Raw genomic sequence first — 22,951 nt, forward strand, 5'->3', positions numbered from 1 at the left:
TGCTCTTCAATTCGCCTTCACCACCACGGCGGTGATGTTGTCAGGGGCGCCACGGGTCAGCCCCAGGTGTACCAGGCTGCGGACCACCTGGTAGGGGTCGGCATGGCCGAGTACGTCGGCGATCTCGTGGTCTTCGGCGGTCTTGTTCAAGCCGTCGCTGCACAGCAGGTAGGTGTCGCCGGGCTGCACCTGCACGCTCACCGCCTGCAGTTCAAGCTGGTCCTCGACGCCGATGGCGCGGGTGACGATGTTGCCGCGCGGGTGCACGCGGGCTTCGGCCTCGTTGAGCAGGCCGCTGTCCTGCAGCTCCTGGACGTAGCTGTGGTCATGCGACAGGCGCTCGATGCGGCCATCGCGCAGCCGATATAGCCGGCTGTCCCCGGCCCACAGGCCTACGGCGCGGTCGCCGCGTGCGGCCAGCACCACCACCGTGCTGCCCATCATCGCCACGCCCCGGCGCAAGGTTTCCTCGCGCACGGCGCGGTTGACCCGCGTCAGGGTGTCGCGCAAGACCTGGGTGAAATCCTCAAGCCCATCGACGAGCGGCAACTGGCGCAGGCTGTCCACGGCCAGGCTGCTCACATAGTCGCCGGCGGCATGCCCACCCATGCCATCGGCAACGGCCCACAGGCCATCCCAGGTCAGCTCCAGGCAGGCGTCTTCGTTGATCTTGCGGACCATGCCTACATGGCTGTAGCTGGCCGCGCTGTAGTGCACGCTGCTCATGCCGGCCTCGCCTCGCTGCCCAGCAAAAACGCGGCGAACTGCTCGCTGCGCGGCAGGCCCTGGCTACGCAGCAGGCCTGGCGCGATCCGTTCGCTGCCCTGCCCCCACCACAGACTCATGCCTTCGCAGGCGCATTCGGCCAGGGCCAGGGCCCGGCCCTGCGGGGTGGTGCCGTCCAGCCGTTGCAAGCCGCCCACGGTCACGCGTGGCCCTGGCAACAATGGCCGGTCGTGACGAAAAGGCTGCAGGGCCGCCTCGAAATGCTCGAAGGTTGCCTCTGCTTCAAGTGTGCCCAGCAACGCCGCCTCAACCCCCTCGAACCACTCATCCGCGCCGCCAACGACACCTGCGATCGCCACCCCGGGCTCCAGCACCTGCGCCACGCTGAGCGGAAAATACCGCCCCACCCGGTCGATGCTCGGCATCAGCACGCCGACCACCGCATCCGGGCCACACACCCCAGGCGCCAGGGCAAAGCGCCACAACGGGCTGACCAGGTAGGCTTGCAGCCAGGCCTCGCCAAGCGCCTGCTGGCTGGCCTGGATACCGGCGGCCAGCCACTGGTCCCAGGGCTGGATGAAGGTCTGCGGCAAGCCACGGCTGACGAAGTCGCCGCGGCAGGCCAGTTTTCCGTAGAAACCCACGTCGTTCACAGGTGCTCCGGCAGGCTGAAACCGCTGACCACTCGGCTGCGGAACGGGTTGAAGGCGCTGCTGGCACGCAGCTCGTATGACACGCTGGCGCCGTCCACGCGCAAGCGCAGGTTGAAGCGCTCCGGCGAGCTGCCGGCCACCAGGTCGGACTGGTCGAGCAGGCGGAACCACGCCCACGGGCCTTCCACGGTCAGCCCCGACCGGCCGCTGGCCGCTGGCGGCGCAATCGACAGGCGCACCACGCCGATGCTGTTGGGGTTGGGCCACTGCAACGCCACTGGGCGGCTCGGCCCGTGATCGTAGCTGACCTGCTGGCCGTCGAGGTCGAGCAGGAACTGGGTGATGCTGGCGTCCATCGCCACTGGCTTGAGCTCGAAGCGCACGCCTGGCTGCAGACCGTTGCCGCTGCGGAAGAAGGCATCGCGAATGGTCGCCGCGCGCTGGAAGGTGTACAGCACGCTGCTGTTGATCCCAAGCTTCTGCGCCGCACCCGGCTGCCAGCTCCAGGGTGTGCTGGAGGTGTTGACGTAGGGCTGCAGGTACTTGCGGAAGTAGCTGTCCATCACCCCGCCGACCCCGAAGAACTGGCCGAAGTCTTCCAGGGTGGCATCGCGCGAGCTGCCGGCCGCCATCGGGTAGCGGCCACTGAGCGACTGGCGGTAGACATTCAGCACTTCGCTGGCCCAGGCGGCGTTGAGCTGGTTGCGCACCCCACCCATGACCACGCCGTGGGTCGAGCCGAGTACCGAGCTGACCAGGTTCTGCACCACCTTGGGCTGGCGCGCCGCGCCCAGGGCGACCCGTTGCGCCGCCGCCTGGGCCTGGTTCTTGGCCTCGCCTAGCAGGGCATCGCCGCTGGCGCCGACCATGGCGCTGACCTGCACGTAGAGCGCATTGAGGTCGGTGAGCAAGCCGTCGATGGCGGCAGGTTGGCCTTCGCCGTTGCCGACCAGCGCGGCCAACTCGGCGAAGTGCGCCGTCACCGGGTCCTGCGTGCGGGAAGCAGGGCTGTCGACGGGCAGCGGTGCGTCGCCGAGCAGCCCGCCAAGGCGCTGGCGCAGCTGGTCGACACCGGCCTGTTCGGCCTTGTCCTGGACCTTGTCGAGTGTGGTCGGCTGCGCCAGGTTGGTTTCCCGGGCTACCGCCTGCAGCAGCTGCTTCATTGGCGAAGTGGGCCCGGACAGCACCCGCAGTACATCGGCGGCCTGGCCGACACTGGTGATCGGCACAAAGTCCAGGTCGTCGAGCAGGGCATCCCAGTGGCGGATGTAGTCCTGGTAATAGAGCTGCTGCACATCATCGGCCAGGCGCCTGGCATCACCTGCCTCGCCCGGCGCGCGGCCCAATACCCAGCGCTCTTCGGCCAGCGTGGTGCTCTGCGCCAGGCTGGCGGCAAGAAACGCCTGGCGGTAGCCCTGCACGGTGAACAGCCCCGGCAGCGGCTCGCTCAGCGGCTTGCCGCTCTTGAAGCGAAACACCAGGGCTGCATCGCGCCCGGCCGCGTCGCTGACGCGGAAATCCTCGACCCCGCCTGGCAGTTTCTGGCGCTTGACCCGGTCGTACACCCGCTGGGCCACCGGCAATTGCTGCAGCTGGCGACGGGTGTCGTCGATCAGGCGCTGGTCCAGGCGGGCATTCGGCGGGCGCTTGTCGAACAGCGCCGCCAGGTGCTGCTCCAGGGCCTTGCGCAGATCCGGCGCCAGGTCGCGGGGCAACTGGCGTTCCCAGTCGAGGGTGATCCAGGCCTTGATGAAGTCCGGGTCGTAGTGCTCGGCATCGGCCAGCATCAGGTAGGCCTTGAGGCCTTCGTAGAGGTAGTCTGACGGGCCGCCGGCGTACAGCTGTTCCTCGATGCGGGTGACCAGGCGTGGGGCGAAAATTGCGATCAGCAGCTTGCGGTACAGGCTCTGCGATTCGCTTTCGAGCATGTCGCCCTGGTACAGGCCCAGGCCTTCGGCCCAGCTGGGTGGGTCGTCGGCCAGGTGGCGCACGGCGTTGAGCAGCGGCAGCACGTCGACCACGTTGCGCTGCGCAGGGCTCAGGCCTTGCACACTTTTGCCCAGCGGCTGTAGGCGGCTGTCGACCTCGGCGATGTATTGCTGGTTGGCCCGGTAACTGACGGCCCACAAGGTGCCGACCAGCAGCACCAGGGCCACGCTCAGGGCCAGCGCGCCACGGGCGATCCACCGGCGCCGCCGCTCCACCTTCGGGTTGCTGCCGACCAGGCCACGCTCGGCGAAAGCCACGGCAGTGAACAGCCGCTCGATGAAATAGCTGCGCCCGCTACCGCTCTGGCGGGCCAGGTGCGCACGGTCCAGGCCCATGCTCTGGGCCATGCTGCCGATCAGCCGGTCGATGGGGCTGCCTTCCTGGGTGCCGCTGGTGAAATATACCCCGCGCAGCAACGCCCGCGCCTCGAAGGCGTTGGGCTTGAAGATGCCATCGAGGAACCCCTTGAGGTTGCCATGCAGGGCGGCGAACTGTTGCACGAAGCCGTAGATCAGGTCGCGCCGGGCCGGGTCGCGCTCCTGCTGCAGGCGTTCGACCAGGCGCTCGCCGAGGCGCTGCTCGAGCAGCCCGAACTCGTTGTCGAACTGCGCCAACGGGCCATCACCGCCCTGCTCGAGGGTATCCAGCGGGAAGGTCATGCCCCACACCTGGGCGCGTTCGTCCTTGCCCAGGTTGTCGAAAAACTCCATGAAGCCCGGTACCAGGTCGAGCTTGGTCAGCATCAGGTATACGGGGAAGCGCACGCCCAGCTGGCTGTACAGCTCCTGGATGCGCGCACGGATCGCCGCTGCGTGTGCGGCGCGCTCGGCGTCGCTGCCCAGCAGCAGGTCAGACAAGCTGATGGCGATGAACGCACCGTCGATCGGGCGGCGCGAGCGCTGGGTCTTGAGCAGGTCGAGGAAGCCCAGCCAGGCCGCCTTGTCGACCTGGGCGTGGCTGTCCTGGGTGGTGTAACGGCCGGCAGTGTCGAGCAGCACCGCCTGGTCGGTGAACCACCAGTCGCAGTTGCGCGTGCCGCCGACACCGCGGATGGCGCCCTCGCCCAGTTGCGCGGCCAGCGGGAAGTGCAGGCCAGAATTGACCAGCGCGGTGGTCTTGCCCGAACCGGGCGGGCCGATGATCACGTACCACGGCAACTCGTAGAGGTTGCGCCGTTCGTCACCGCCCAGGCGGGCCTTCTTCAGCAGGGCCAGTGCTTCGTCCATGCGCTGGCGCAGGGCTGACAGTTCTTCGGCGGTGGCCACGCTGGCAGGGTCCGCGGCGGTCTCGGCCGCCAGGCTTTGCATGACCTTGGCCGCCTGCTGGCGCGCCTGCACGATGCGCCAGGCACGGTAAGCGCCCCACAGCGCGAACAGCAGGACAATCAGCAGCCAGCGTGGCGTGGGCGACGCCAGCATTTCCAGCAACGGCCCGACGAACCAGATGATCAGGCTCAGGGCGATCAGGCCCAGCAGCGGGATTACCCAGCGAATGACAAAACTGAAAAACGCCTTCACTCGACGCCCTCCGCCAGAACGGTGATTTCAACCCGGCGATTCTTCGCCCGGCCCTGCGCGGTGTCGTTCGACGCCAGTGGTTCGGTGTCGCTCAACCCTTGGGCGCTGAAGCGCTCGGGTTGCCCGGTGCGCGCGGCGAGGATGCTCCTGACCTCTTCGGCGCGTGCCTGCGACAACGCCCAGTTGGACGGGAAGCGCAGCGTCGCGATGCGCTGGTTGTCGCTGTGCCCGGTGACCCGGACATTGCCCTTGACCTTGGCCACTGCCTCGGCGATGCGCAGCATCAACGGCTGGAAATCGCCCTTGATGCTGGCGCTGGCACTGGCAAACAGCTCGTCGCCGCGAATGGTCACCACCGAGCGGTCGACCGCGTCTTCTACGGCGACCCGGCCAGCCTTGATGTCATCGGCGAGGAACCCGGCCAGGCGCGGGCGCTCCACTGGCTTGGGCTGCAACACCGGGCGGTCCATGGCTTGTACCGGGATTTCGCCCAGCGCGTGAATACCTCGGAACACCGGCTCGGCATCGGCCGCCAGCTTCAGGCGCAGGCCGAACAACAACAGCAACAGCAACGCCACGGCCACCGCCAGGCCCACCCATGGCGGCACGAACTGGGCCAGACGGTCACGGCTGACGGCCACCCCACGCCAGTGTGGCGAGAGTTCACGCTCACGCTCGCCACGGGCGCTGCGAATCGCCGCAGCGGCGCGCTCGCGCAGCGCTTCGAGCTGGCTGCGGCCATCGTTCATGACCCGGTAGCGGCCTTCGAAGCCGAGGCTGGTGCACAGGTACAACAGTTCCAGCAGGTTGAGCCGTTCGCGCGGGCTCTGCAGGCAATGCTCCATCAGCTGGAACACCTTCTCACCGCCCCAGGCCTCGTTGTGCACCGTGATCAGCAAGCTCTGCCGGCTCCAGTCGCTGGCACTGCCCCACGGCGTGCTGAGCACCGCTTCGTCCAGCGCGGTGCACAGCGCATAGCGCGCCAGCAGCACCTCGTTGCGCACCACCCCGGCGGCTTCGGCACGGGTCTCGAACTGGCGCAGATAGGCCAGCAACTGCGCTCGCAGGCTGGCCGGTGCCGAGTGGGCGATGGTGTTGCGCAGCCGGGTAAGCAAGGCCAGCAACGGGCCGGCAGCCTGCTCGAGCGGGTTGAGTCCCTTGCCCTGGCCAGGTGCCAGGGGCTCGGCCGGTACCTGCAACGGCGGCAGCTGCGGTGCTGGCGCAGCGGGTTGCGGCGCAGCACGGCCACCAGGGCGCGGCATGAACTGGGTACGGTCGTTGGCCTGCGGATCGTCCGGGTGCATCACGGGTTATCCTCGAATGGCCCAGAAGGCCAGGCTCAGGCCGGGGAACTCGCCGGCGACGTAGAAGGCAAAGCCACCGGAGTGTTGCAACTGCTTCCAGTGCTCGCTGCCCCGGTCGAGTTCGAAATAGGTGGCGCCGGCATGGAACGGAATCTGCCGGGGCGCCACCGGCAACGGCAGCAGGCCGATGCCCGGCAGTTGCAGGTTGACCAGATCGCGGATGTGTTCCACCGAGCCGATCTTGCTCTGCTGACCAAAGCGGCTACGCAGGGTCTCGCTGGGCACGTCGGCACGCACCACCAGGACGAAACTGGCGCTGTCGAGCAGGCTGCGGTCGGCAAGCATGCCAACGTGGATGCCATAGGCCTTTTCGACGATGGGAATGGCCACCGCCTTGCTGTCGATCAGCGTCGACAAGGCCTCGCGCAAGGCTGCCATCACGGGGGCGAAGGTCGCCGCCAGGTCGTCGTGCTGATAGACCGGGAAGCTGTGCGGGCGGCGGCCATCGCGGGTGAAGGTAGCGAACTCGCCAGCCAGGGCCACCAGCTCGCTGTACAACCGCTCGGGGTGCAGCGGGCTCAGCTGGTTGAGGTGTTCGACCAGCGGCTGGGCACGGTTGACCAGTTGCAGCAGCATGAAGTCGGCAATTTCCGACGCCCCGCCATTGGCCGAGGCGACCACCCTGCCTGCCAGCGCTTCGCCACGCTGGTGCAGCAGGCCCAGCAACTCGCCGCAGAAGCCAGACAGTTGTTGGCTGGCTGCCACATCGAGTACCGGCGGGATGTAGCTGTCATCCACTACCAGCGCGCGATCGGCGCGCTTTTCGCGGATGCGCAGCATGCCAAGGGCGGCGTAGTCGCTCAGGCCATCCTCGCTGCGCAGCAGGCGCAGGGCGCGGCTGCCAAGGGCCAGCGGAGCACGGTTTTCGAACGGCGCGTTGTCGTCACGCACTTCGCTGACTCGGCTGATGTAACGGGCGCCAGCGACGGCTTCGCCCTCGTCGACGGTGTCGCGAGCCCCCGCCCGCTTGAGTGGTAGCCCCAGGTGGATAACGCCATCGCGCAGATCGTCGGGCACTTCCAGCGGCGCAGGTGGCAGGTCGTCACGGGGGATATCGAACGGCGTGCCGTCAGGCAGCAGGCCACGGGCGCTGAGGATCGCCACCTTGCCCTGGGCAAGCAGGCCCTGGTCGAGCAGCAGCTCGGAGAACCCCCAAGCAGCCACGCCAAGCGGGCGGCTGCGGGCATCGACCAAGTGTTCGAGGTAGCGATCATGCTGTTGGAAATGCTGGGTCGTGATGAACATGCCTTCCGACCACACCACGCGATTGTTCCAGGACATGGGGACTCCGATTGCCTAGCGGGCAGGTTCAGGTTGTGAGGTGGCCACGGCGCTGCGCACGGCACGCACATCGAGGCTGATCTGATAATCCCGCGGCGGCACCGGCAGCACGCTGCGCCACTGGGCCTGGTCGATTTCGCGGTAACCGACCACCAGGCCGATGTGGCGAGTGGCAGGATCGAGCGGGCGTTCCAGGCGCAATTGCCCACCGGGCTGCAGCAGCACTTCGTCCTGGTCGATCAGGTCGGCGCCGAGGGTGGCCTGGGCGCGCTCGGCCAGGGCGAAGTAGTCGGCGCGGGCGAAAGCCGCGCTGTTCTTCAACTCGTACAGGCGCACGCGTACCGGCGCTGGCGTGCCGCCAGGGCCGGGGTTCAGCCCCTCGGCGGCACTGAAATACAGGGTCACGGCTGCGCTGTCCGGGGCACTGTCGGCAGCGGGGGCAACCGGCGAGTCCTTGCTACAGGCAGCCAGCAGCACCAGGCTCAGGGCTGCGACCAGTCGTATTGCTTTCATCCTTGTCCTCTTGACGTACCGTGGTCTTCCTGGGGGCGCTCAGCTACGTTGCAAACGGCTGCTGTGGGCCTCGTAGGCGCGGCTGAATTCGCGGCCGAACAGTTCCTGGAAATCGTCTTCGGCCTCACGGGAGATCTGCCCGTAAAGCTCGGTGAACTGCTGCCAGCAGTGGGCCTGACGCGAACCACCGAACAACTTGGCCAGCCCGGCCGCGGGTGCCAGGCGCTGCTCCAGGCGCGCCGGCTGGAAACACTCGAGCAAGTGCTTGATTGCGGCCTGCACACCCGCCATCACCGCCAACTGGTGAGCGCGCACATCATCGAAGCTTTCGCGCACGGCCTGGTCCGGCGCCATGAACGCCTGGTTGCCGTGACGCAGCAACAGCAGCAACGCCTCGTCGGCATTGGGGGCGAACTTCAGCGGGTTGTTCTGCACCGGGGCAATGGTGGTCTGCTGCATGCGGAACTCGCCCTTCAGGCTGCTGCGTGCACGCAACACATCGATCAGGCCCTCTACCATCAGGCGGTAGCTATGGCCGATGGCTTCCATCTGCGCGGCAGCGTCGGCGGCGTCGATGCGCAGGTGCTCGATACCAGCGCCGCGCAGGAACGCCTGCAGCAACGCGTCGCTGCTTGCAGCCGGCGCAGGCGCAGCGGCCGGTGCTGCGACCGGTGCGCTCGCCGCCGGCTGTGCAGATACTGCCGGAACGGCTGGCGCAGGGGGCGCTGTCGGGGCCGGGGTCGGGGTCGGGGTCGGTGTTTGTACCGATGCCGGTGCCGAGTCGAAAAGGTTCCAGTCTTCCGGGATCATCCCCGGCGCAGCCGGTTCGACGGCTGGGGCAGGCGCCACCAGCGGGGTTGGCGGGCGGAAGTCGTGCTGCTGAGCCGGCACATGGTCGGGCTGGCTGACCGGCGGCACGCTCGAGGGGCCGAGGAAGTCGAACAGGTCAGGCAGCGTGTCGTGGTTCGACGCACCTTGCAGGAACGCAGCCGGCGCACCGGAAATCGCCGGGGCTGGGGCGGCTGGGGCCGCCACCTGGTTGGCCATCAGCGCCTCGAAACTGTGCGCCTGGGGTTCGCCATCCAGGGCGCCGGGCAGGTTCGCGTCGATGCGCGCCTGTATCTCGTATTCGCCAATGCGGATAACTTCGCCATCCAGCAATTGCTCACTGTTACCGCGACGCAAGCGAATACCGGCGCGAACTAATTCCACACCGTTCGTACTGTCATCGGTCAAATAATATCGCCCATCCTTGAACTGGATCACACAATGCCTGGCCGATACCAACCGCTCCGGATCAGGAAGTACCCAGTCATTATCCGTCGCGCGGCCAAGCGTGATGGCACCGGTTTCCAACCGCATCTCCGGGCATTGGCCGGGAGTAATCTTGTGGTAACTAGTGATATTTAGGCAAAGTGCCATCACGCCTCCATGCATCCATTTAAAACGTCGATCCATCCATTTGAGTTACTTTTTCACAGCCACTCAAAAATGGCTGAACCCCTTGATTTACGGGGCTTTGCACATACAACCGAACATGCCAGGGCTATTCAAAGCCAACGCCGAGGCTAACCGAATGGAACCGGACGAGCGGTGCCCGGTAACTGCCAACGAATTCACATGTGGCACTCGGGAGCGCGTAGCTTACCTTGACACTCGCGAATAAATAAACCATAAATGCGCAACTTCGAAGTGCCAAAATAATATCACCATGATATCACCCTGGCACTCTTTGGAAAGTTTGTGCGCCAGTTCACACTTGCAACTACGCACACACAACACGCCCTCACCAAGGGCCGATATGGAGATCGAATTCTGGTGAACGCATCGCCGTTGCTCGCCGCTGTTTCCGCTGACTTCCCCTGCGGCGAGGACCTCGAATATGACGCCGAGTTTCTGCAACTGGAACGTGACGCCCAGGGCCGCCCCGAGCGCGTCATGGGCGACGCTGTGCAGCCTGCAGAGCCACCGCAGTGGCGCGATATCGAGCAGGCAAGCACGACCTTGCTGCAACGCAGCAAGGACCTTCGCATCACCCATTTCCTGCTTCAGGCCAACCTGGCCCTGCACGGCCTGCCAGGGCTTGCCGCCAGCCTGGAACTGATCCGCGACCTGCTCGGCGAGTATTGGCTGCACCTGCACCCACAACTGGACGCCGCCGACGACAACGACCCAACGGTACGGGTCAACGCCCTGGCCGGCCTGACCTGCGACACCAACATCGCGCTGCTGCGTGACGCCGTGCTGGTGCGCTCACGTGCCTTCGGCCCGGTCACCCTGCGCGCGGCGCTGCACGCCGCAGGCGTGCAGCATTTCGCCAGCGAACAGCTCAGCGCCGAGGAACTGGCCGCCGCCCTGCGTGACGCCGACGCCGACCAGTTGCAGCAATGCCAAGAGGCGTTGCGGCTGGCCCGCGAGGCCGTGGACGCCATCGAGAACCGGGTCAACGACCAGGTCGGATCGGCCAGTGGTATCGATTTGTCAGCCTTGCGCCAGCCGCTGCGCCAGGTGCAGCAGGTACTGGCCGACTACTGCCCCGACGGGGCGGGCCCAGCCCCGGAAGCCGCTAACGCGCCATCTGCCGAAAGCGATGACGACCGGCTGACGATCGCCGGTGCTGCCCCCGACACACGGCCGGCTGCCCGCCCCGGCGAAGTCAACAGCCGCGAAGACGTGCAGCTGAGCCTCGACCGCCTGTTGCAGTACTACGCACGCCACGAACCCTCCAGCCCGCTGCCGGTACTGCTGCACCGGGCGAAGAAGCTGGTCAATGCCGATTTCGCAACCATTGTGCGCGACCTGATCCCCGATGGCTGGTCGCAATTCGAGAACCTGCGCGGCCCCGAGGACAACTGACGTCCTCGGCCCGCATCAACACCGACGCCCGCAACAAACAGCCCCGCCGCACCGGCGACCAGGAGGAACAACGTGGCGAAAGACAGCTCCCAGAAATTCATCGCGCGCAACCGTGCGCCGCGGGTGCAGATCGAATATGACGTCGAGCTCTACGGCGCCGAGAAGAAAGTCCAGTTGCCGTTCGTCATGGGCGTGCTGTCGGACCTTGCCGGCAAGCCGGCCGAGCCGCTGCCAGCGGTGGCCGAGCGCAAGTTCCTGGAAATCGACGTCGACAACTTCGACTCGCGCCTGAAGGCGATGAAGCCACGCGTGGCCTTCAACGTGCCCAACGAACTGACCGGCGAAGGCAACCTGAGCCTGGACATCACCTTCGAGAGCATGGACGACTTCAGCCCGGCCGCCGTGGCACGCAAGGTCGATGCCCTCAACCAGTTGCTCGAGGCCCGCACCCAATTGGCCAACCTGCTGACCTACATGGACGGCAAGACCGGTGCCGAGGACATCATCCTCAAGGCCATCAAGGACCCGGCCCTGCTGCAGGCCCTGGCCAGCGCACCGAAACCCGTCGACAACGAGCCCAAGGCCTGAGGAGACAGCTCATGAACGATCCATTGCGCGACGCCCAGGGCCAGCCGGCAGCTGCCACCCAGGACCCGAGCGAGTTCGCCAACCTGCTGCTGCAGGAATTCAAGCCCAAGACCGAACGTGCCAAGGAAGCGGTAGAAAGCGCCGTGCGCACGCTGGCCGAGCAGGCCCTGGCGCAGACCAGCCTGGTATCCGACGATGCCATCGGCTCGATCGAGCAGATCATTGCCGCCATCGACGCCAAGCTGACCGCGCAGGTCAACCAGATCATCCATCACGACGACTTCCAGCAGCTGGAAAGCGCCTGGCGTGGCCTGCACTACCTGGTGAACAACACTGAGAGCGACGAGCAGCTGAAGATTCGCGTGCTCAACGTCTCGAAGACCGAGCTGCACAAGACCTTGAAGAAGTTCAAGGGCACCGCCTGGGACCAGAGCCCGGTGTTCAAGAAGCTGTACGAGGAAGAGTACGGCCAGTTCGGCGGCGAACCCTATGGCTGCCTGGTCGGTGACTACTACTTCGACCAGTCGCCACCCGACGTCGAACTGCTGGGCGAGATGTCGAAGATCTGCGCCTCTATGCACGCGCCGTTCATTGCCGCCGCCTCGCCGACCGTGATGGGCATGGGCTCCTGGCAGGAACTGAGCAACCCGCGCGACCTGACCAAGATCTTCACCACACCGGAATATGCCGGCTGGCGCTCGCTGCGTGAGTCCGAAGACTCGCGCTACATCGGCCTGACCATGCCGCGCTTCCTGGCGCGCCTGCCTTATGGCGCCAAGACCGACCCGGTAGAGGCGTTTGCCTTTGAAGAAGACACCGACGGCGCCGACAGCAGCAAGTACACCTGGGCCAATGCCGCCTATGCCATGGCCGTGAACATCAACCGTTCGTTCAAGTATTACGGCTGGTGCTCGCGCATTCGTGGCGTGGAGTCGGGTGGCGAAGTGCAGGGCCTGCCGGCGCACACCTTCCCCACCGACGACGGTGGCGTGGACATGAAGTGCCCGACCGAAATCGCCATTTCCGACCGCCGCGAAGCGGAGCTGGCCAAGAACGGTTTCATGCCGCTGCTGCACAAGAAGAACACCGACTTCGCTGCCTTCATCGGTGCCCAGTCGCTGCAGAAGCCGGCCGAATACGACGACCCGGACGCCACCGCCAACGCCAACCTGGCCGCGCGCCTGCCGTACCTGTTCGCTACCTGCCGCTTCGCTCACTACCTCAAGTGCATCGTTCGCGACAAGATCGGCTCGTTCAAGGAGAAGGACGAGATGCAGCGCTGGCTGCAGGACTGGATCCTCAACTACGTCGACGGCGACCCGGCGCACTCCACCGAGACCACCAAGGCCCAGCACCCGCTGGCAGCGGCCGAAGTAGTGGTCGAGGACGTCGAAGGCAACCCGGGCTACTACAACTCGCGCTTCTACCTGCGCCCGCACTATCAGCTCGAAGGGCTGACCGTGTCGCTGCGCCTGGTATCGAAGCTGCCTTCGGCCAAAGGGGCCTGACCGCCCCCGGGGCTGCCTGACAGCCCCAACTGCACCAAACCGCCAACCTGACGCGTAATACCGAGGACATCATGGCTGTAGATATTTTCATCAAGATCGGCGACATCAAGGGCGAGTCCCACGACAAGGGCCACAAGGACGAAATCGACGTGCTCAACTGGAGCTGGGGCATGTCCCAGTCCGGCAACATGCACATGGGCAGCGGCGGCGGCTCGGGCAAGGTCAACATCCAGGATCTGTCGATCACCAAGTACATCGACAAGTCCAGCCCCAACCTGATGGCCCACTGCTCCAGCGGCAAGCACATCGACAAGGTCAAGCTGACCGTGCGCAAGGCCGGTGGCGAGAGCCAGGTCGAGTACCTGATCATCAACCTTGAAGAAGTCATCATCAGCTCGCTGAGCACCGGTGGCTCGGGCAGCGACGACCGCCTGACCGAGCACGTGACCCTGAACTTCGCCAAGGTCACCGTCGACTATCAGCCGCAGAAAGCCGATGGCACCAAGGAAGGCGGCCCGATCAAGTACGGCTGGAACATCCGCTCCAACGTCAAGATCTGACCGACCGCGCCCGCGCCGCCTGGCTGGCGCGGGCGCCTTTCCCCACCTCACCCGCTCACGGTGAACCCCAATGGCCAAGCCTTCTTTCATCAACCTCTGGAATGCCTACCCGACCGACTCCTCGCCTTGCGACGGCGGCTGGGACAACCAGTGCGCCATTCGCATGAGTATCGCGCTCAACGGCGAGCACACCATCAAGGTGAACGCCGGTACCTACAGCGAACCACGTTGTGCCCATGGCCATGCCCGGGGTGCCGAGTCGCTGGCCAACTGGCTGTGGAAGCACCATCTCGGCGCCCCGCTGCAACTGAGCGGCAGTGCAGGCGACCGTCTCAAGCTCGGCCAGAAGCGCGGCATCATTTTCTTCAAGGACTGCTTCGCCCGTGCCGGGCAGGCATTCGACGACCGTACCGGCGATCACATCGACCTGTGGGACAGAGGCCGGGTCACGGGCTATTTCGCCGACCAGGCCCATCGTTCCAAGGCCGTCTGGTTCTGGGAGCTGAAATGAAACGTGCGCTCAAAGCCATCCCGGCCCTGCTGGTCGCGTTCGCCCTGAATGCGTGTGCCCAGCCCCCCGCCCCCTCGTCGAGCGCGGCGCCTGAGGTTACCCTTGCCGGGAAAACGCTTGCGCTGGTGAACCACGAAGGCCGCTGCGCGCTGCGCAAGGCCGATGCCTCGCTGTTGCAGCTGGACATGCCCTGGCCCTGCCAGCTCAGCCCGGAGCGAGATGGCGGCAAGCCTCGCGTGGAGCAGTTCAATGGCGCACAGATCATTATTGTCAGCCATGTGCAGCCAGACCCGTCACAGCCCGGCCGTTGCGACAGCCAGTACCAGGCTGTTCGCCAGCTGGGCGAGCGCCTGGAGCCCTCCATCCTGGCGCGTGGCGCCAGTTGCTGGAACGGCCCTGTAGACCAGAAGAACTTCGTGGGGTTGTTCGAGTGGTAGCCGAAATCGCCGCCCGCGACCGCCTGCAGCCCTCGCTGCTGGACCGTCTGACCGACGACGACCCGGGCAACCCGCAGGAAGCCCCGGACAAGCGCGTGCTCAGCCTGCACCAGCTCAAGGCCTCGGTACTGCGCGACCTCGCCTGGCTGCTCAACACCACTTCGCTGCTCGACAGCGCCACTACCTTGGGCACCCCGGCCGGGGCTTCGGTGATCAACTACGGCCTGCCGGCCCTGGCCGGCAACAGCGCCTCGAACATCGACCTGGCCGCCCTGGAGCGCATCATCCACCAGGCCATCACCACCTACGAGCCACGCATCCTCGCTCATACCCTCAAGGTGCGGGCCCAGGCCGCACCTGGCGAGATGAATGCCAACGCCCTGAGTTTCGAAATCGAAGGCGACCTGTGGGCCCAGCCGGCGGCCTTGCCGTTGCTGCTGCAGACCGAGGTGGACCTTGAGTCCGGCCATGTGCGCGTGGCCCCTGCCGAACGCCGGAGGCGTGCATGAACCCGCGCCTGCTCGAGCTGTACAACCAGGAGCTGCAGCACATCCGCGAGAGTGCGGCGGAGTTCGCCCGGGAATACCCGAAAATCGCCGGGCGCCTGACGCTGTCCGGGGTCGAGTGTGCCGACCCCTATGTCGAGCGCCTGCTCGAAGGCTTCGCCTACCTCACCGCACGGGTGCAGCTCAAGCTGGACGCCGAGTACCCGACCTTCACCCACAACCTGCTGGAGATCGCCTACCCGCACTACCTGGCGCCGACCCCATCGATGACCGTGGTGCAACTGCAGACCGACCCCGACGAGGGTTCGCTGGCCGCCGGTTTCCGCCTGCCGCGTGACAGCGTGCTGCGCGCCAACCTGGGGCGCAACTCGCAGACCCCATGCGAGTTCCGCAGCACCCAGGACGTCACGCTCTGGCCCTTGCAGGTAGCCCGCGCCGAGTACTTCGGCAACCCCGGCGCTGTACTCGGGCGCCTGGCCAGCAGCGTGCCGCAAGCCCGCGCCGGCCTGCGCCTGACCCTGCGCAGTGGCGCCGAGGTGCCGTTCGCCAGCTTGCCGCTCAGCCATCTGCCGCTGTACCTCAACGGCGCCGACGAAACCCCGTTCCGCCTCTACGAGCAACTGCTGGGCAGCGCCTGTGCGGTGTTCGTGCGCCAACCCGGCGCCGACTGGGTGGAACGTATTCCGGTCGAACAGGCCCTGCGCCCGTGTGGCTTCGATGACCGCGAAGCAGCGTTGCCGGTGGTGCCCCAGGCCTTCCAGGGCTACCGCCTGCTGCAGGAGTACTTCGCCCTGCCGCAGCGCTTCCTGTTCGTCGATTTTGCCGGGCTGGAGCCGGCCGTACAGCGCTGCACCGGCCAGACGCTGGAAGTGCTGGTTTTGTTCGAGCGCTTCGACCAGAGCCTGGAGGGCAGCGTCGGCGCGGGCCAGTTCGTGCCGTTCTGCACCCCGGCGATCAACCTGTTCCCGCGCCGTGTCGACCGCCTGCACCTTTCCGATCGGGTGCATGAACACCACGTGATCGCCGACCGCACCCGGCCCACCGATTTCGAGATCCATTCCCTGCAGCGGGTCACCGGCCATGGTACCGGCCCGGATCAGGAATTCCTGCCGTTCTACGCGGTGCGCGACCCGTCGCGCTACGGCCGCGACCAGGCCTACTACATCGTGCGCCGCGAGCCGCGGGTGTTGTCCAGCGACCAGCGACGCAATGGCACCCGCTCCAGCTACATGGGCAGCGAAACGTTCATCAGCCTGGTCGATGGCCAGCAGGCGCCCTACCGCCACGACCTGCGCCAGTTGGGTATCAGCGCCCTGTGCAGCAACCGCGACCTGCCATTGTTCATGAGTGTTGGCGACGGGCGCAGCGACTTCAGCCTGGCCGACAGCGCGCCGGTCGCCGGCGTGCGATGCCTGGCCGGCCCGAGTCGGCCCAAGGCCAGCCATGCCCATGACAACCGCGCCTGGCGCCTGATCAGCCAGCTGTCGCTGAACTACCTGTCGCTGGCCGAGCATGGCCAGGGCGCCGCCGCCCTGCGCGAATTGCTGCGCCTGTATGGCGACCCGCAGGACAGCGCCCTGAACCTGCAGATCGACGGCCTGCGCGACGTCAGTAGCAAGCCCTGCACCCGACGCCTGCCGATGCCCGGGCCGATCGTTTTCGGGCGTGGCCTGGAGATCACCCTGACCTTCGACGAAAACGCCTTCCGCGGGACCGGCGTGTTCCTGCTCGGCGCGGTGTTCGAGCGCTTCCTGACCCGCTACGTGTCGATCAACAGCTTCACCGAAACGGTACTGCGCACCAGCGAACGCGGCGAGATCATGCGCTGGGCGGCCAAACCGGGGCGCAGGCCGACCTTATGAACACCTTGCAGGCCATGCAGGACGAGCCTTGGGCGTACGACTTCTTCCAGGCGCTGCGCCGCCTCGAGGCGCAATACCCCGAGCTGCCACGCTTCGGCCATTCCCTGCGCCTGGCCGACGAGCCAGTGCGCCTGGGCCAGCGCCTGGACTGCGGGTTCGCCCCGGCGACCCTGGCCTCTGTCAGCGCCGACGGCAACCAGCCGGCGCGCCTGGAGCAGTTCTTCTTCGGCCTCGGTGGGCCCAACGGGCCACTGCCACTGCACCTGACCGAATACATGCGCGAGCGCCAGCGCAACCATGCCGACTCGACCAGCAAGGCCTTCCTCGATGTCTTCCATCACCGCCTGCTGAGCCTGTTCTACCGTGCCTGGGCCGAAGCCCGACCGACCGTCAGCCACGATCGCCCGGGTGATGATTACTGGGCCGCGCGCCTGGCGGCGCTCAGTGGCCGTGGCCAACCAGAACTGCAAGGCCAGGGCGCGTTGGCAGACACCGCCAAACTGCACTGGTCCGGCCACCTGAGCGCGCAAACCCGTTACCCGGACGGCCTGTGCAGCATCCTCAGCGGGTATTTCGGCGTGCCTGTGGCGCTTGAAGAATACGTCGGCCAATGGCTTGAACTGCCCGAACGCAGCCAGCTCGGCGTGCGCGCCAACCGCCTGGGCGTGGACCTGTGCCTGGGCCGCTACGTCTGGGACCGCCAGCACAAGTTCCGGCTGTGCCTCGGCCCGCTCAGCCTCGACCAGTACCACGCCCTGCTACCCGGCGGACAGGCCTTCGTCGAACTGGCGGCATGGGTCGCCGAATACCTGGGCCAGGAACTGGACTGGGACCTCAACCTGATTCTCGCGCAGGACCAGGTGCCTGCGTTGCAACTCAATGCCGGCCAGCGCCTCGGTTTCGATACCTGGCTCGGCCGCCCTCCGCACGATGCACGCGACCTGAAGCTGGCCCGGTACTACGCCGACCAGCCGGCCGCCGCCCACCATACAAGGAACCAGGACCATGGGTGAAATCAGCCGCGCCGCGCTGTTCGGCAAACTCAACAGCATCGCCTACAAGGCCATCGAGGCCGCAACGGTGTTCTGCAAGCTGCGGGGCAACCCCTATGTCGAACTGGTGCACTGGCTGCACCAGTTGCTGCAACTGCAGGACAGCGACTTGCACCGTATCGTGCGCCAGTGCGATATAGAGCCGGCGCGCCTGGCCCGCGACCTGACCGATGCGCTGGACCGGCTGCCGCGCGGTTCGACGTCGATCACCGACCTGTCCTCGCAGGTGGAAGAAGCCGTCGAGCGCGGCTGGGTTTACGGCAGCCTGATGTTCGGCGAGAGCCAGGTGCGCACCGGTTACCTGCTGGTTGGCATTCTCAAGACCCCGAGCCTGCGCCACGCCTTGCTGGGGCTGTCGAGCGAGTTCGCCAAGCTGAAGGTCGAGGCGTTGAGCGAACGCTTCAGCGAATACGTGGGCGACTCGCCGGAGAACCACCTGGGCGCCACCGACGGTTTCAGTGCTGCGCAACCTGGCGAAGCCAGCGGCGCCGTGGCGCCCGCGGCGATGGGCAAGCAGGAGGCGCTCAAGCGCTTTACCGTCGACCTGACCGAACAGGCCCGCAGCGGCAAGCTCGACCCTATCGTCGGCCGTGACGAAGAGATCCGCCAGCTGGTCGACATCCTCATGCGCCGCCGGCAGAACAACCCGATCCTTACTGGCGAGGCCGGTGTCGGCAAGACCGCCGTGGTCGAAGGCTTCGCCTTGCGCATCGTCGCCGGCGACGTGCCGCCGGCGCTCAAGGACGTCGAGCTGCGCAGCCTGGACGTCGGCCTGCTGCAGGCCGGCGCCAGCATGAAAGGCGAGTTCGAGCAGCGCCTGCGCCAGGTGATCGAGGATGTGCAGGCTTCGCCCAAGCCGATCATCCTGTTCATCGATGAAGCGCACACCCTGGTCGGTGCCGGTGGCGCTGCCGGCACCGGCGATGCCGCCAACCTGCTCAAGCCGGCGCTCGCCCGTGGCAGCCTGCGCACGGTGGCGGCAACCACCTGGGCCGAGTACAAGAAGCACATCGAGAAGGACCCGGCGCTGACCCGCCGCTTCCAGGTGGTGCAGGTGGACGAGCCGAGCGAAGCCAAGGCGCTGCTGATGATGCGTGGAGTGGCATCGACCATGGAGCAGCACCACCAGGTGCAGATCCTCGACGAAGCGCTCGAAGCCGCGGTCAAGCTGTCGCACCGCTACATCCCGGCGCGCCAGTTGCCGGACAAGTCGGTGAGCCTGCTCGATACCGCCTGCGCGCGCGTGGCCATCAGCCTGCACGCGGTGCCGGCCGAGGTCGACGACAGCCGCCGGCGTATCGAGGCGCTGGAGGTCGAGCAGGCGATCATTGCCCGTGAAGCCGCCATCGGCGTGCCTACCGCGCAGCGCCAGGCCCAGGCCGAAACCCTGCTGGCCGAAGAGCGCCAACGCCTGGCCACGCTGGAAAGCCGCTGGGCCGAAGAAAAGGCCCTGGTCGACCAGTTGCTGGCCACCCGTGCCCAGCTGCGCGACCAGGCCGGGGTGGTCGACCAGGACGCGCAGGTGCCTGGCAACCCTGAACTGCGCGAAACGCTGGCCGACCTGCAACGGCGCCTGAGCGCCCTGCAAGGCGAGAGCCCGCTGATCCTGCCGACCGTGGACTACCAGGCAGTCGCCTCGGTGGTGGCCGACTGGACCGGGATCCCGGTGGGGCGCATGGCGCGCAACGAGATCGAGACCGTGCTCAACCTCGACAGCCTGTTGGCCAAGCGCATCATTGGCCAGGACCATGCGCTGAAAATGATCGCCAAGCGCATCCAGACCTCCCGCGCCGGCCTCGACAACCCGAACAAGCCGATTGGCGTGTTCATGCTCGCCGGCACCTCTGGCGTGGGCAAGACCGAGACTGCACTGGCCTTGGCCGAGGCGTTGTACGGCGGTGAACAGAACCTGATCACCATCAACATGAGCGAGTTCCAAGAGGCCCATACCGTCTCGACCCTCAAGGGCGCCCCACCTGGCTACGTCGGCTACGGCGAAGGCGGCGTGCTGACCGAGGCCGTGCGCCGCCGGCCGTACAGCGTGGTGCTGCTGGACGAGGTGGAGAAGGCCCACCCGGACGTGCACGAGATTTTCTTCCAGGTCTTCGACAAGGGCGTGATGGAGGACGGCGAAGGCCGCCAGATCGATTTCCGCAACACGCTGATTCTGCTCACCACCAACGCCGGTACCGAGCTCATCGCGCGCACCTGCAGCGACCCGCAGGCCCTGCCCGACCCGGACACGGTGGCCAGCCAGCTGCGCCAGCCGCTGCTGGAAATCTTCCCGCCGGCGCTGCTCGGCCGCCTGGTGACCATCCCCTACTACCCGCTCAGCGACGCCATGCTCAAGGCCATCACCCGCCTGCAACTGGAGCGCATCCGCAAGCGCGTGGAAGGCACGCACAAGGTCGGCTTCGCCTACGACGAAGGGGTGGTGGAGCTGATCGTCTCGCGCTGCAGCGAAACCGAAAGCGGTGGCCGCATGATCGACGCCATCCTCACCAACGGCCTGCTGCCGGACATGAGCCGCGAGTTCCTCACCCGCATGCTCGAAGGCAAGCCGCTGGCCAGCGTGCGCATCAGCCGCCGCGACAACGACTTGCACTATGACTTCGGCGCAGCCGACTGACAGGACCGACCATGCTGTTCACGCAGTTCACGCGCCTGGCGCAGATCAACAGCCCGTTGGGGCCGGACAAGCTGATCCTGGCCGAAATGGGCGGCAGCGACGAGCTCGGCCGCTTGTTCGACTATGAGCTGCAGCTGACCAGCGACGACCCGGCCATCGACCTCAACGCCCTGCTGGGCAAGCCGATGAGCCTGAGCGTGCAGCAGGGCCTCGGCACGTCACGTTACTTCCATGGCATCGTCGCCCGCTGCAGCCAGTCGGTGGACCAGGGCCAGTTCGCCAGCTACCGGGTCACCCTGCGCCCATGGCTGTGGCTGCTGACCCGCACCAGCGACTGCCGCATCTTCCAGCACCAGAGCGCGCCGCAGATCATCAAGCAGGTGTTTCGCGATCTGGGCTTTTCCGATTTCGAGGATGCCCTGAGCCGCAGCTACCGCGAACGCGAATACTGCGTGCAGTACCGCGAGACCAGCTTCGACTTCGTCAGCCGGCTGATGGAAGAGGAAGGCATCTACTACTTCTTCCGCCATGAAGCGCAGCGCCACGTGCTGGTGCTGGCCGACGCCTATGGCGCGCACCCGCAGGTACCTGGTTACGAAACCGTGCCCTTCTACCCGCCGGACGGGCAGCACCGCGAGCGTGACCACATCAACGACTGGCACCTGGCCCAGGAAGTCCAGCCAGGTTCCCTGGAGCTCAACGACTACGACTTCCAGCGCCCCAGCGCGCGTATCGACGTGCGCTCGGCCATGCCACGCCCGCATCAGGCCGGTGACTACCCACTGTACGACTACCCCGGCGCCTACCAGCAAAGCCAGGATGGCGAGCATTACGCGCGTACGCGCCTGGAATCGCTGCAAAGCCTGCACGAGCGGGTCGAGCTGCGCGGCAACGCCCGTGGCCTGGGCAGCGGTCACTTGTTCAGCCTCAGCGGTTTCACCCGCCAGGACCAGAACCGCGAATACCTGATCGTCGGCGCACGCTACTACGTGCACCAGGAGCGCCTGGAAAGCGGCACCGGCAGCGGCGCGGCGCAATTCGAAAGCAACCTCAGCTGCATCGACGCACAGCAGAGCTTCCGCCCGCAGGGCAGCACCGTGCGGCCTATCGTCAAGGGCCCGCAGACCGCCGTGGTGGTCGGCCCCGCCGGCGAGGAGATCTGGACCGACCAGTATGGCCGGGTGAAAGTGCACTTCCACTGGGACCGCCACGACCAGTCCAACGAGAACAGCTCCTGCTGGATCCGCGTATCACAAGCCTGGGCCGGCAAGAACTGGGGCTCGATGCAGATCCCGCGCATCGGCCAGGAGGTGATCGTCAGCTTCCTCGAAGGCGACCCCGACCGGCCTATCATCACTGGTCGCGTCTACAACGCAGAACAGAGCGTGCCCTACGACTTGCCCGCCAATGCTACGCAAAGCGGCATGAAAAGCCGCTCGAGCAAAGGCGGCAGCCCGGCCAATTTCAATGAAATCCGCATGGAAGACAAAAAGGGCGCCGAGCAGATCTACGTGCATGCCGAGCGCAACATGGACACCGTGGTCGAGCAGAGCGAGACGCTGGCCGTCGGCATCAACCGCACCCAGACGGTGGGCATGCTGGAAACCATCACCATCGGCCAGGACCGCATCCGCGCCGTGCGTCGCGACGACATGTTGCTGGTCGGCGCCAGCAAGACCGATAGCGTCAGCACCAGCTACCTGATCGAAGTGGGTGAAAACCTGCGCCTGGTGTGCGGCAAGAGCGTCATCGAGCTCAACGCCAGCGGCCAGATCAACATCAGCTGCGAGCAGTTCAGCTTCCATGCCAAGCAGAACGGCGAGATCAATACCGACGGCACCCTCGACCTGAACGTCGGCAGTGGTGCGCAGACCGCGCCCGACAACCAGGGTGTGAAAAAGACCATCGACGACTCGGTGAAGGCGATCTTCTCCGGCTCCGACCAGTAACGAGACCTGTCATGAGTTATCGCGTCAACGAATTCCGCCTGGCCCTGCCCGATGCCGCCGTGCAGGACAGCAGCATCAACATCCTGCGCTTCGAGGCGCTGGCCACTTCGCTGATCATCAGCCGCAGCCTGCTGGCCGAAGGCGAGACCTTGCAGAGCAATTTCGACGGCCAGTTGCAGCGCCTGCAGCAGCAGGTCAAAGACCTGCGCATGCAGCCTGCCCAGGCGGTGCGGGTAGGCACCGAGCAGGCGATCGCCGCCATCGAGCTGAGCAGCCAGTTCAGCAAGGGCCAGGAAAAGGTCTATCAGTACCAGCTGGCCCTGGTGCTGCCGGGCACGCGCAAGATGTTTGCCTTGAGCTACGTCAAGGCCAGCCCGCTGGGCGCGGCCGAAGCGGCGCACTGGGCAACCATCAAGCAGTCGCTCGACTTCGACAACCTGGGCTGATCGC

General features: G+C 66.3%; 19 protein-coding genes. 12 read left to right on the forward strand and 7 right to left on the reverse strand.

Translation table 11 applies throughout. The annotated features are described in order from the left end of the window. Window positions 1-6: 6 nt before the first annotated feature. Genes R9B85_RS06425 through tagH form a run of 7 tightly spaced genes read right to left on the reverse strand, consistent with a single transcriptional unit; the run spans window position 7 to window position 9,465 of the window. On the reverse strand, window positions 7-726 hold the full coding sequence (locus tag R9B85_RS06425; protein WP_215521313.1) for a PP2C family protein-serine/threonine phosphatase: 720 nt from the start codon (window positions 724-726) through the stop codon (window positions 7-9). Then, window positions 723-1,379 carry a type VI secretion system-associated protein TagF gene (gene tagF, locus R9B85_RS06430; protein ID WP_112253444.1) on the reverse strand — a complete coding sequence of 219 codons (657 nt, stop codon included), beginning with the start codon at window positions 1,377-1,379 and terminating at the stop codon, window positions 723-725. The genes R9B85_RS06425 and tagF overlap by 4 nt, the downstream gene beginning before the upstream one ends. Then, window positions 1,376-4,885 carry a type VI secretion system membrane subunit TssM gene (gene tssM / locus R9B85_RS06435; protein ID WP_207879249.1) on the reverse strand — a complete coding sequence of 1,170 codons (3,510 nt, stop codon included), beginning with the start codon at window positions 4,883-4,885 and terminating at the stop codon, window positions 1,376-1,378. Before tssM ends, tagF begins: the two co-directional genes overlap by 4 nt. Continuing rightward, on the reverse strand, window positions 4,882-6,189 hold the full coding sequence (locus tag R9B85_RS06440; protein ID WP_112253442.1) for a DotU family type VI secretion system protein: 1,308 nt from the start codon (window positions 6,187-6,189) through the stop codon (window positions 4,882-4,884). The genes tssM and R9B85_RS06440 overlap by 4 nt, the downstream gene beginning before the upstream one ends. 6 nt (window positions 6,190-6,195) lie before the next feature. Next, the gene (tssK, locus tag R9B85_RS06445; protein ID WP_112253441.1) at window positions 6,196-7,530 is read right to left on the reverse strand and encodes a type VI secretion system baseplate subunit TssK; all 1,335 of its coding nucleotides are present in this window, start codon (window positions 7,528-7,530) and stop codon (window positions 6,196-6,198) included. Between the two features lie 15 nt (window positions 7,531-7,545). Then, window positions 7,546-8,043, reverse strand: a complete 498-nt coding sequence (gene tssJ, locus R9B85_RS06450; RefSeq protein ID WP_207879246.1) for a type VI secretion system lipoprotein TssJ — start codon at window positions 8,041-8,043, stop codon at window positions 7,546-7,548. Between the two features lie 39 nt (window positions 8,044-8,082). Then, window positions 8,083-9,465, reverse strand: coding sequence for a type VI secretion system-associated FHA domain protein TagH (gene tagH / locus R9B85_RS06455; RefSeq protein WP_313856112.1), 1,383 nt, complete (start codon window positions 9,463-9,465; stop codon window positions 8,083-8,085). 396 nt (window positions 9,466-9,861) lie between these two features. Between tagH and tssA the strand changes: the two genes are divergently transcribed. The 12 genes from tssA (at window position 9,862) to R9B85_RS06515 (ending at window position 22,947) form a co-directional block, all read left to right on the forward strand. Beyond that, entirely contained in the window at window positions 9,862-10,899 is a 1,038-nt protein-coding gene (tssA, locus tag R9B85_RS06460) for a type VI secretion system protein TssA (protein WP_423770910.1), read from the forward strand. A gap of 72 nt (window positions 10,900-10,971) precedes the next feature. Further along, a complete protein-coding gene (tssB, locus tag R9B85_RS06465) occupies window positions 10,972-11,487 on the forward strand; it encodes a type VI secretion system contractile sheath small subunit (RefSeq protein WP_025340314.1) in 516 nt (171 codons plus the stop codon). A gap of 11 nt (window positions 11,488-11,498) precedes the next feature. After that, a complete protein-coding gene (gene tssC, locus R9B85_RS06470) occupies window positions 11,499-12,995 on the forward strand; it encodes a type VI secretion system contractile sheath large subunit (protein WP_133974866.1) in 1,497 nt (498 codons plus the stop codon). Between the two features lie 71 nt (window positions 12,996-13,066). Further along, a complete protein-coding gene (locus R9B85_RS06475; protein WP_112253436.1) occupies window positions 13,067-13,555 on the forward strand; it encodes an Hcp family type VI secretion system effector in 489 nt (162 codons plus the stop codon). Window positions 13,556-13,625: 70 nt separating this feature from the next. After that, on the forward strand, window positions 13,626-14,066 hold the full coding sequence (locus R9B85_RS06480) for a type VI secretion system amidase effector protein Tae4 (protein ID WP_207879239.1): 441 nt from the start codon (window positions 13,626-13,628) through the stop codon (window positions 14,064-14,066). Beyond that, a complete protein-coding gene (locus tag R9B85_RS06485) occupies window positions 14,063-14,503 on the forward strand; it encodes a hypothetical protein (RefSeq protein ID WP_181457383.1) in 441 nt (146 codons plus the stop codon). Before R9B85_RS06480 ends, R9B85_RS06485 begins: the two co-directional genes overlap by 4 nt. Continuing rightward, entirely contained in the window at window positions 14,497-15,012 is a 516-nt protein-coding gene (tssE, locus tag R9B85_RS06490; protein ID WP_112253434.1) for a type VI secretion system baseplate subunit TssE, read from the forward strand. The genes R9B85_RS06485 and tssE overlap by 7 nt, the downstream gene beginning before the upstream one ends. Next, window positions 15,009-16,871 carry a type VI secretion system baseplate subunit TssF gene (tssF, locus tag R9B85_RS06495; protein ID WP_112253433.1) on the forward strand — a complete coding sequence of 621 codons (1,863 nt, stop codon included), beginning with the start codon at window positions 15,009-15,011 and terminating at the stop codon, window positions 16,869-16,871. The genes tssE and tssF overlap by 4 nt, the downstream gene beginning before the upstream one ends. Continuing rightward, window positions 16,868-17,884, forward strand: a complete 1,017-nt coding sequence (gene tssG, locus R9B85_RS06500; protein ID WP_112253432.1) for a type VI secretion system baseplate subunit TssG — start codon at window positions 16,868-16,870, stop codon at window positions 17,882-17,884. Before tssF ends, tssG begins: the two co-directional genes overlap by 4 nt. Next, the gene (gene tssH / locus R9B85_RS06505) at window positions 17,877-20,552 is read left to right on the forward strand and encodes a type VI secretion system ATPase TssH (protein ID WP_112253431.1); all 2,676 of its coding nucleotides are present in this window, start codon (window positions 17,877-17,879) and stop codon (window positions 20,550-20,552) included. The genes tssG and tssH overlap by 8 nt, the downstream gene beginning before the upstream one ends. A gap of 11 nt (window positions 20,553-20,563) precedes the next feature. Continuing rightward, window positions 20,564-22,501, forward strand: a complete 1,938-nt coding sequence (locus R9B85_RS06510; RefSeq protein WP_207879233.1) for a type VI secretion system tip protein VgrG — start codon at window positions 20,564-20,566, stop codon at window positions 22,499-22,501. An 11-nt stretch (window positions 22,502-22,512) separates the two neighbouring features. Further along, a complete protein-coding gene (locus R9B85_RS06515; protein ID WP_112253429.1) occupies window positions 22,513-22,947 on the forward strand; it encodes a DcrB-related protein in 435 nt (144 codons plus the stop codon). Window positions 22,948-22,951 lie beyond the last annotated feature (4 nt).

Origin of the sequence: Pseudomonas sp. NLJ1, assembly GCF_049486705.1 — a bacterium.
GTDB lineage: Bacteria > Pseudomonadota > Gammaproteobacteria > Pseudomonadales > Pseudomonadaceae > Aquipseudomonas > Aquipseudomonas inefficax.

What these genes read in the sequence shown, in the direction of transcription:
- tssG (WP_112253432.1), top strand. Translation starts at nt 16,868, where the DNA reads ATGAACACCTTGCAGGCCATGCAGGACGAGCCTTGGGCGTACGACTTC.
- R9B85_RS06425 (WP_215521313.1), bottom strand. Translation starts at nt 726, where the DNA reads ATGAGCAGCGTGCACTACAGCGCGGCCAGCTACAGCCATGTAGGCATG.
- R9B85_RS06485 (WP_181457383.1), top strand. Translation starts at nt 14,063, where the DNA reads ATGAAACGTGCGCTCAAAGCCATCCCGGCCCTGCTGGTCGCGTTCGCC.
- R9B85_RS06475 (WP_112253436.1), top strand. Translation starts at nt 13,067, where the DNA reads ATGGCTGTAGATATTTTCATCAAGATCGGCGACATCAAGGGCGAGTCC.
- R9B85_RS06440 (WP_112253442.1), bottom strand. Translation starts at nt 6,189, where the DNA reads ATGCACCCGGACGATCCGCAGGCCAACGACCGTACCCAGTTCATGCCG.
- tssC (WP_133974866.1), top strand. Translation starts at nt 11,499, where the DNA reads ATGAACGATCCATTGCGCGACGCCCAGGGCCAGCCGGCAGCTGCCACC.
- tssK (WP_112253441.1), bottom strand. Translation starts at nt 7,530, where the DNA reads ATGTCCTGGAACAATCGCGTGGTGTGGTCGGAAGGCATGTTCATCACG.
- tssJ (WP_207879246.1), bottom strand. Translation starts at nt 8,043, where the DNA reads ATGAAAGCAATACGACTGGTCGCAGCCCTGAGCCTGGTGCTGCTGGCT.
- R9B85_RS06480 (WP_207879239.1), top strand. Translation starts at nt 13,626, where the DNA reads ATGGCCAAGCCTTCTTTCATCAACCTCTGGAATGCCTACCCGACCGAC.
- tssF (WP_112253433.1), top strand. Translation starts at nt 15,009, where the DNA reads ATGAACCCGCGCCTGCTCGAGCTGTACAACCAGGAGCTGCAGCACATC.
- tssH (WP_112253431.1), top strand. Translation starts at nt 17,877, where the DNA reads ATGGGTGAAATCAGCCGCGCCGCGCTGTTCGGCAAACTCAACAGCATC.
- tagH (WP_313856112.1), bottom strand. Translation starts at nt 9,465, where the DNA reads ATGGCACTTTGCCTAAATATCACTAGTTACCACAAGATTACTCCCGGC.
- R9B85_RS06510 (WP_207879233.1), top strand. Translation starts at nt 20,564, where the DNA reads ATGCTGTTCACGCAGTTCACGCGCCTGGCGCAGATCAACAGCCCGTTG.
- R9B85_RS06515 (WP_112253429.1), top strand. Translation starts at nt 22,513, where the DNA reads ATGAGTTATCGCGTCAACGAATTCCGCCTGGCCCTGCCCGATGCCGCC.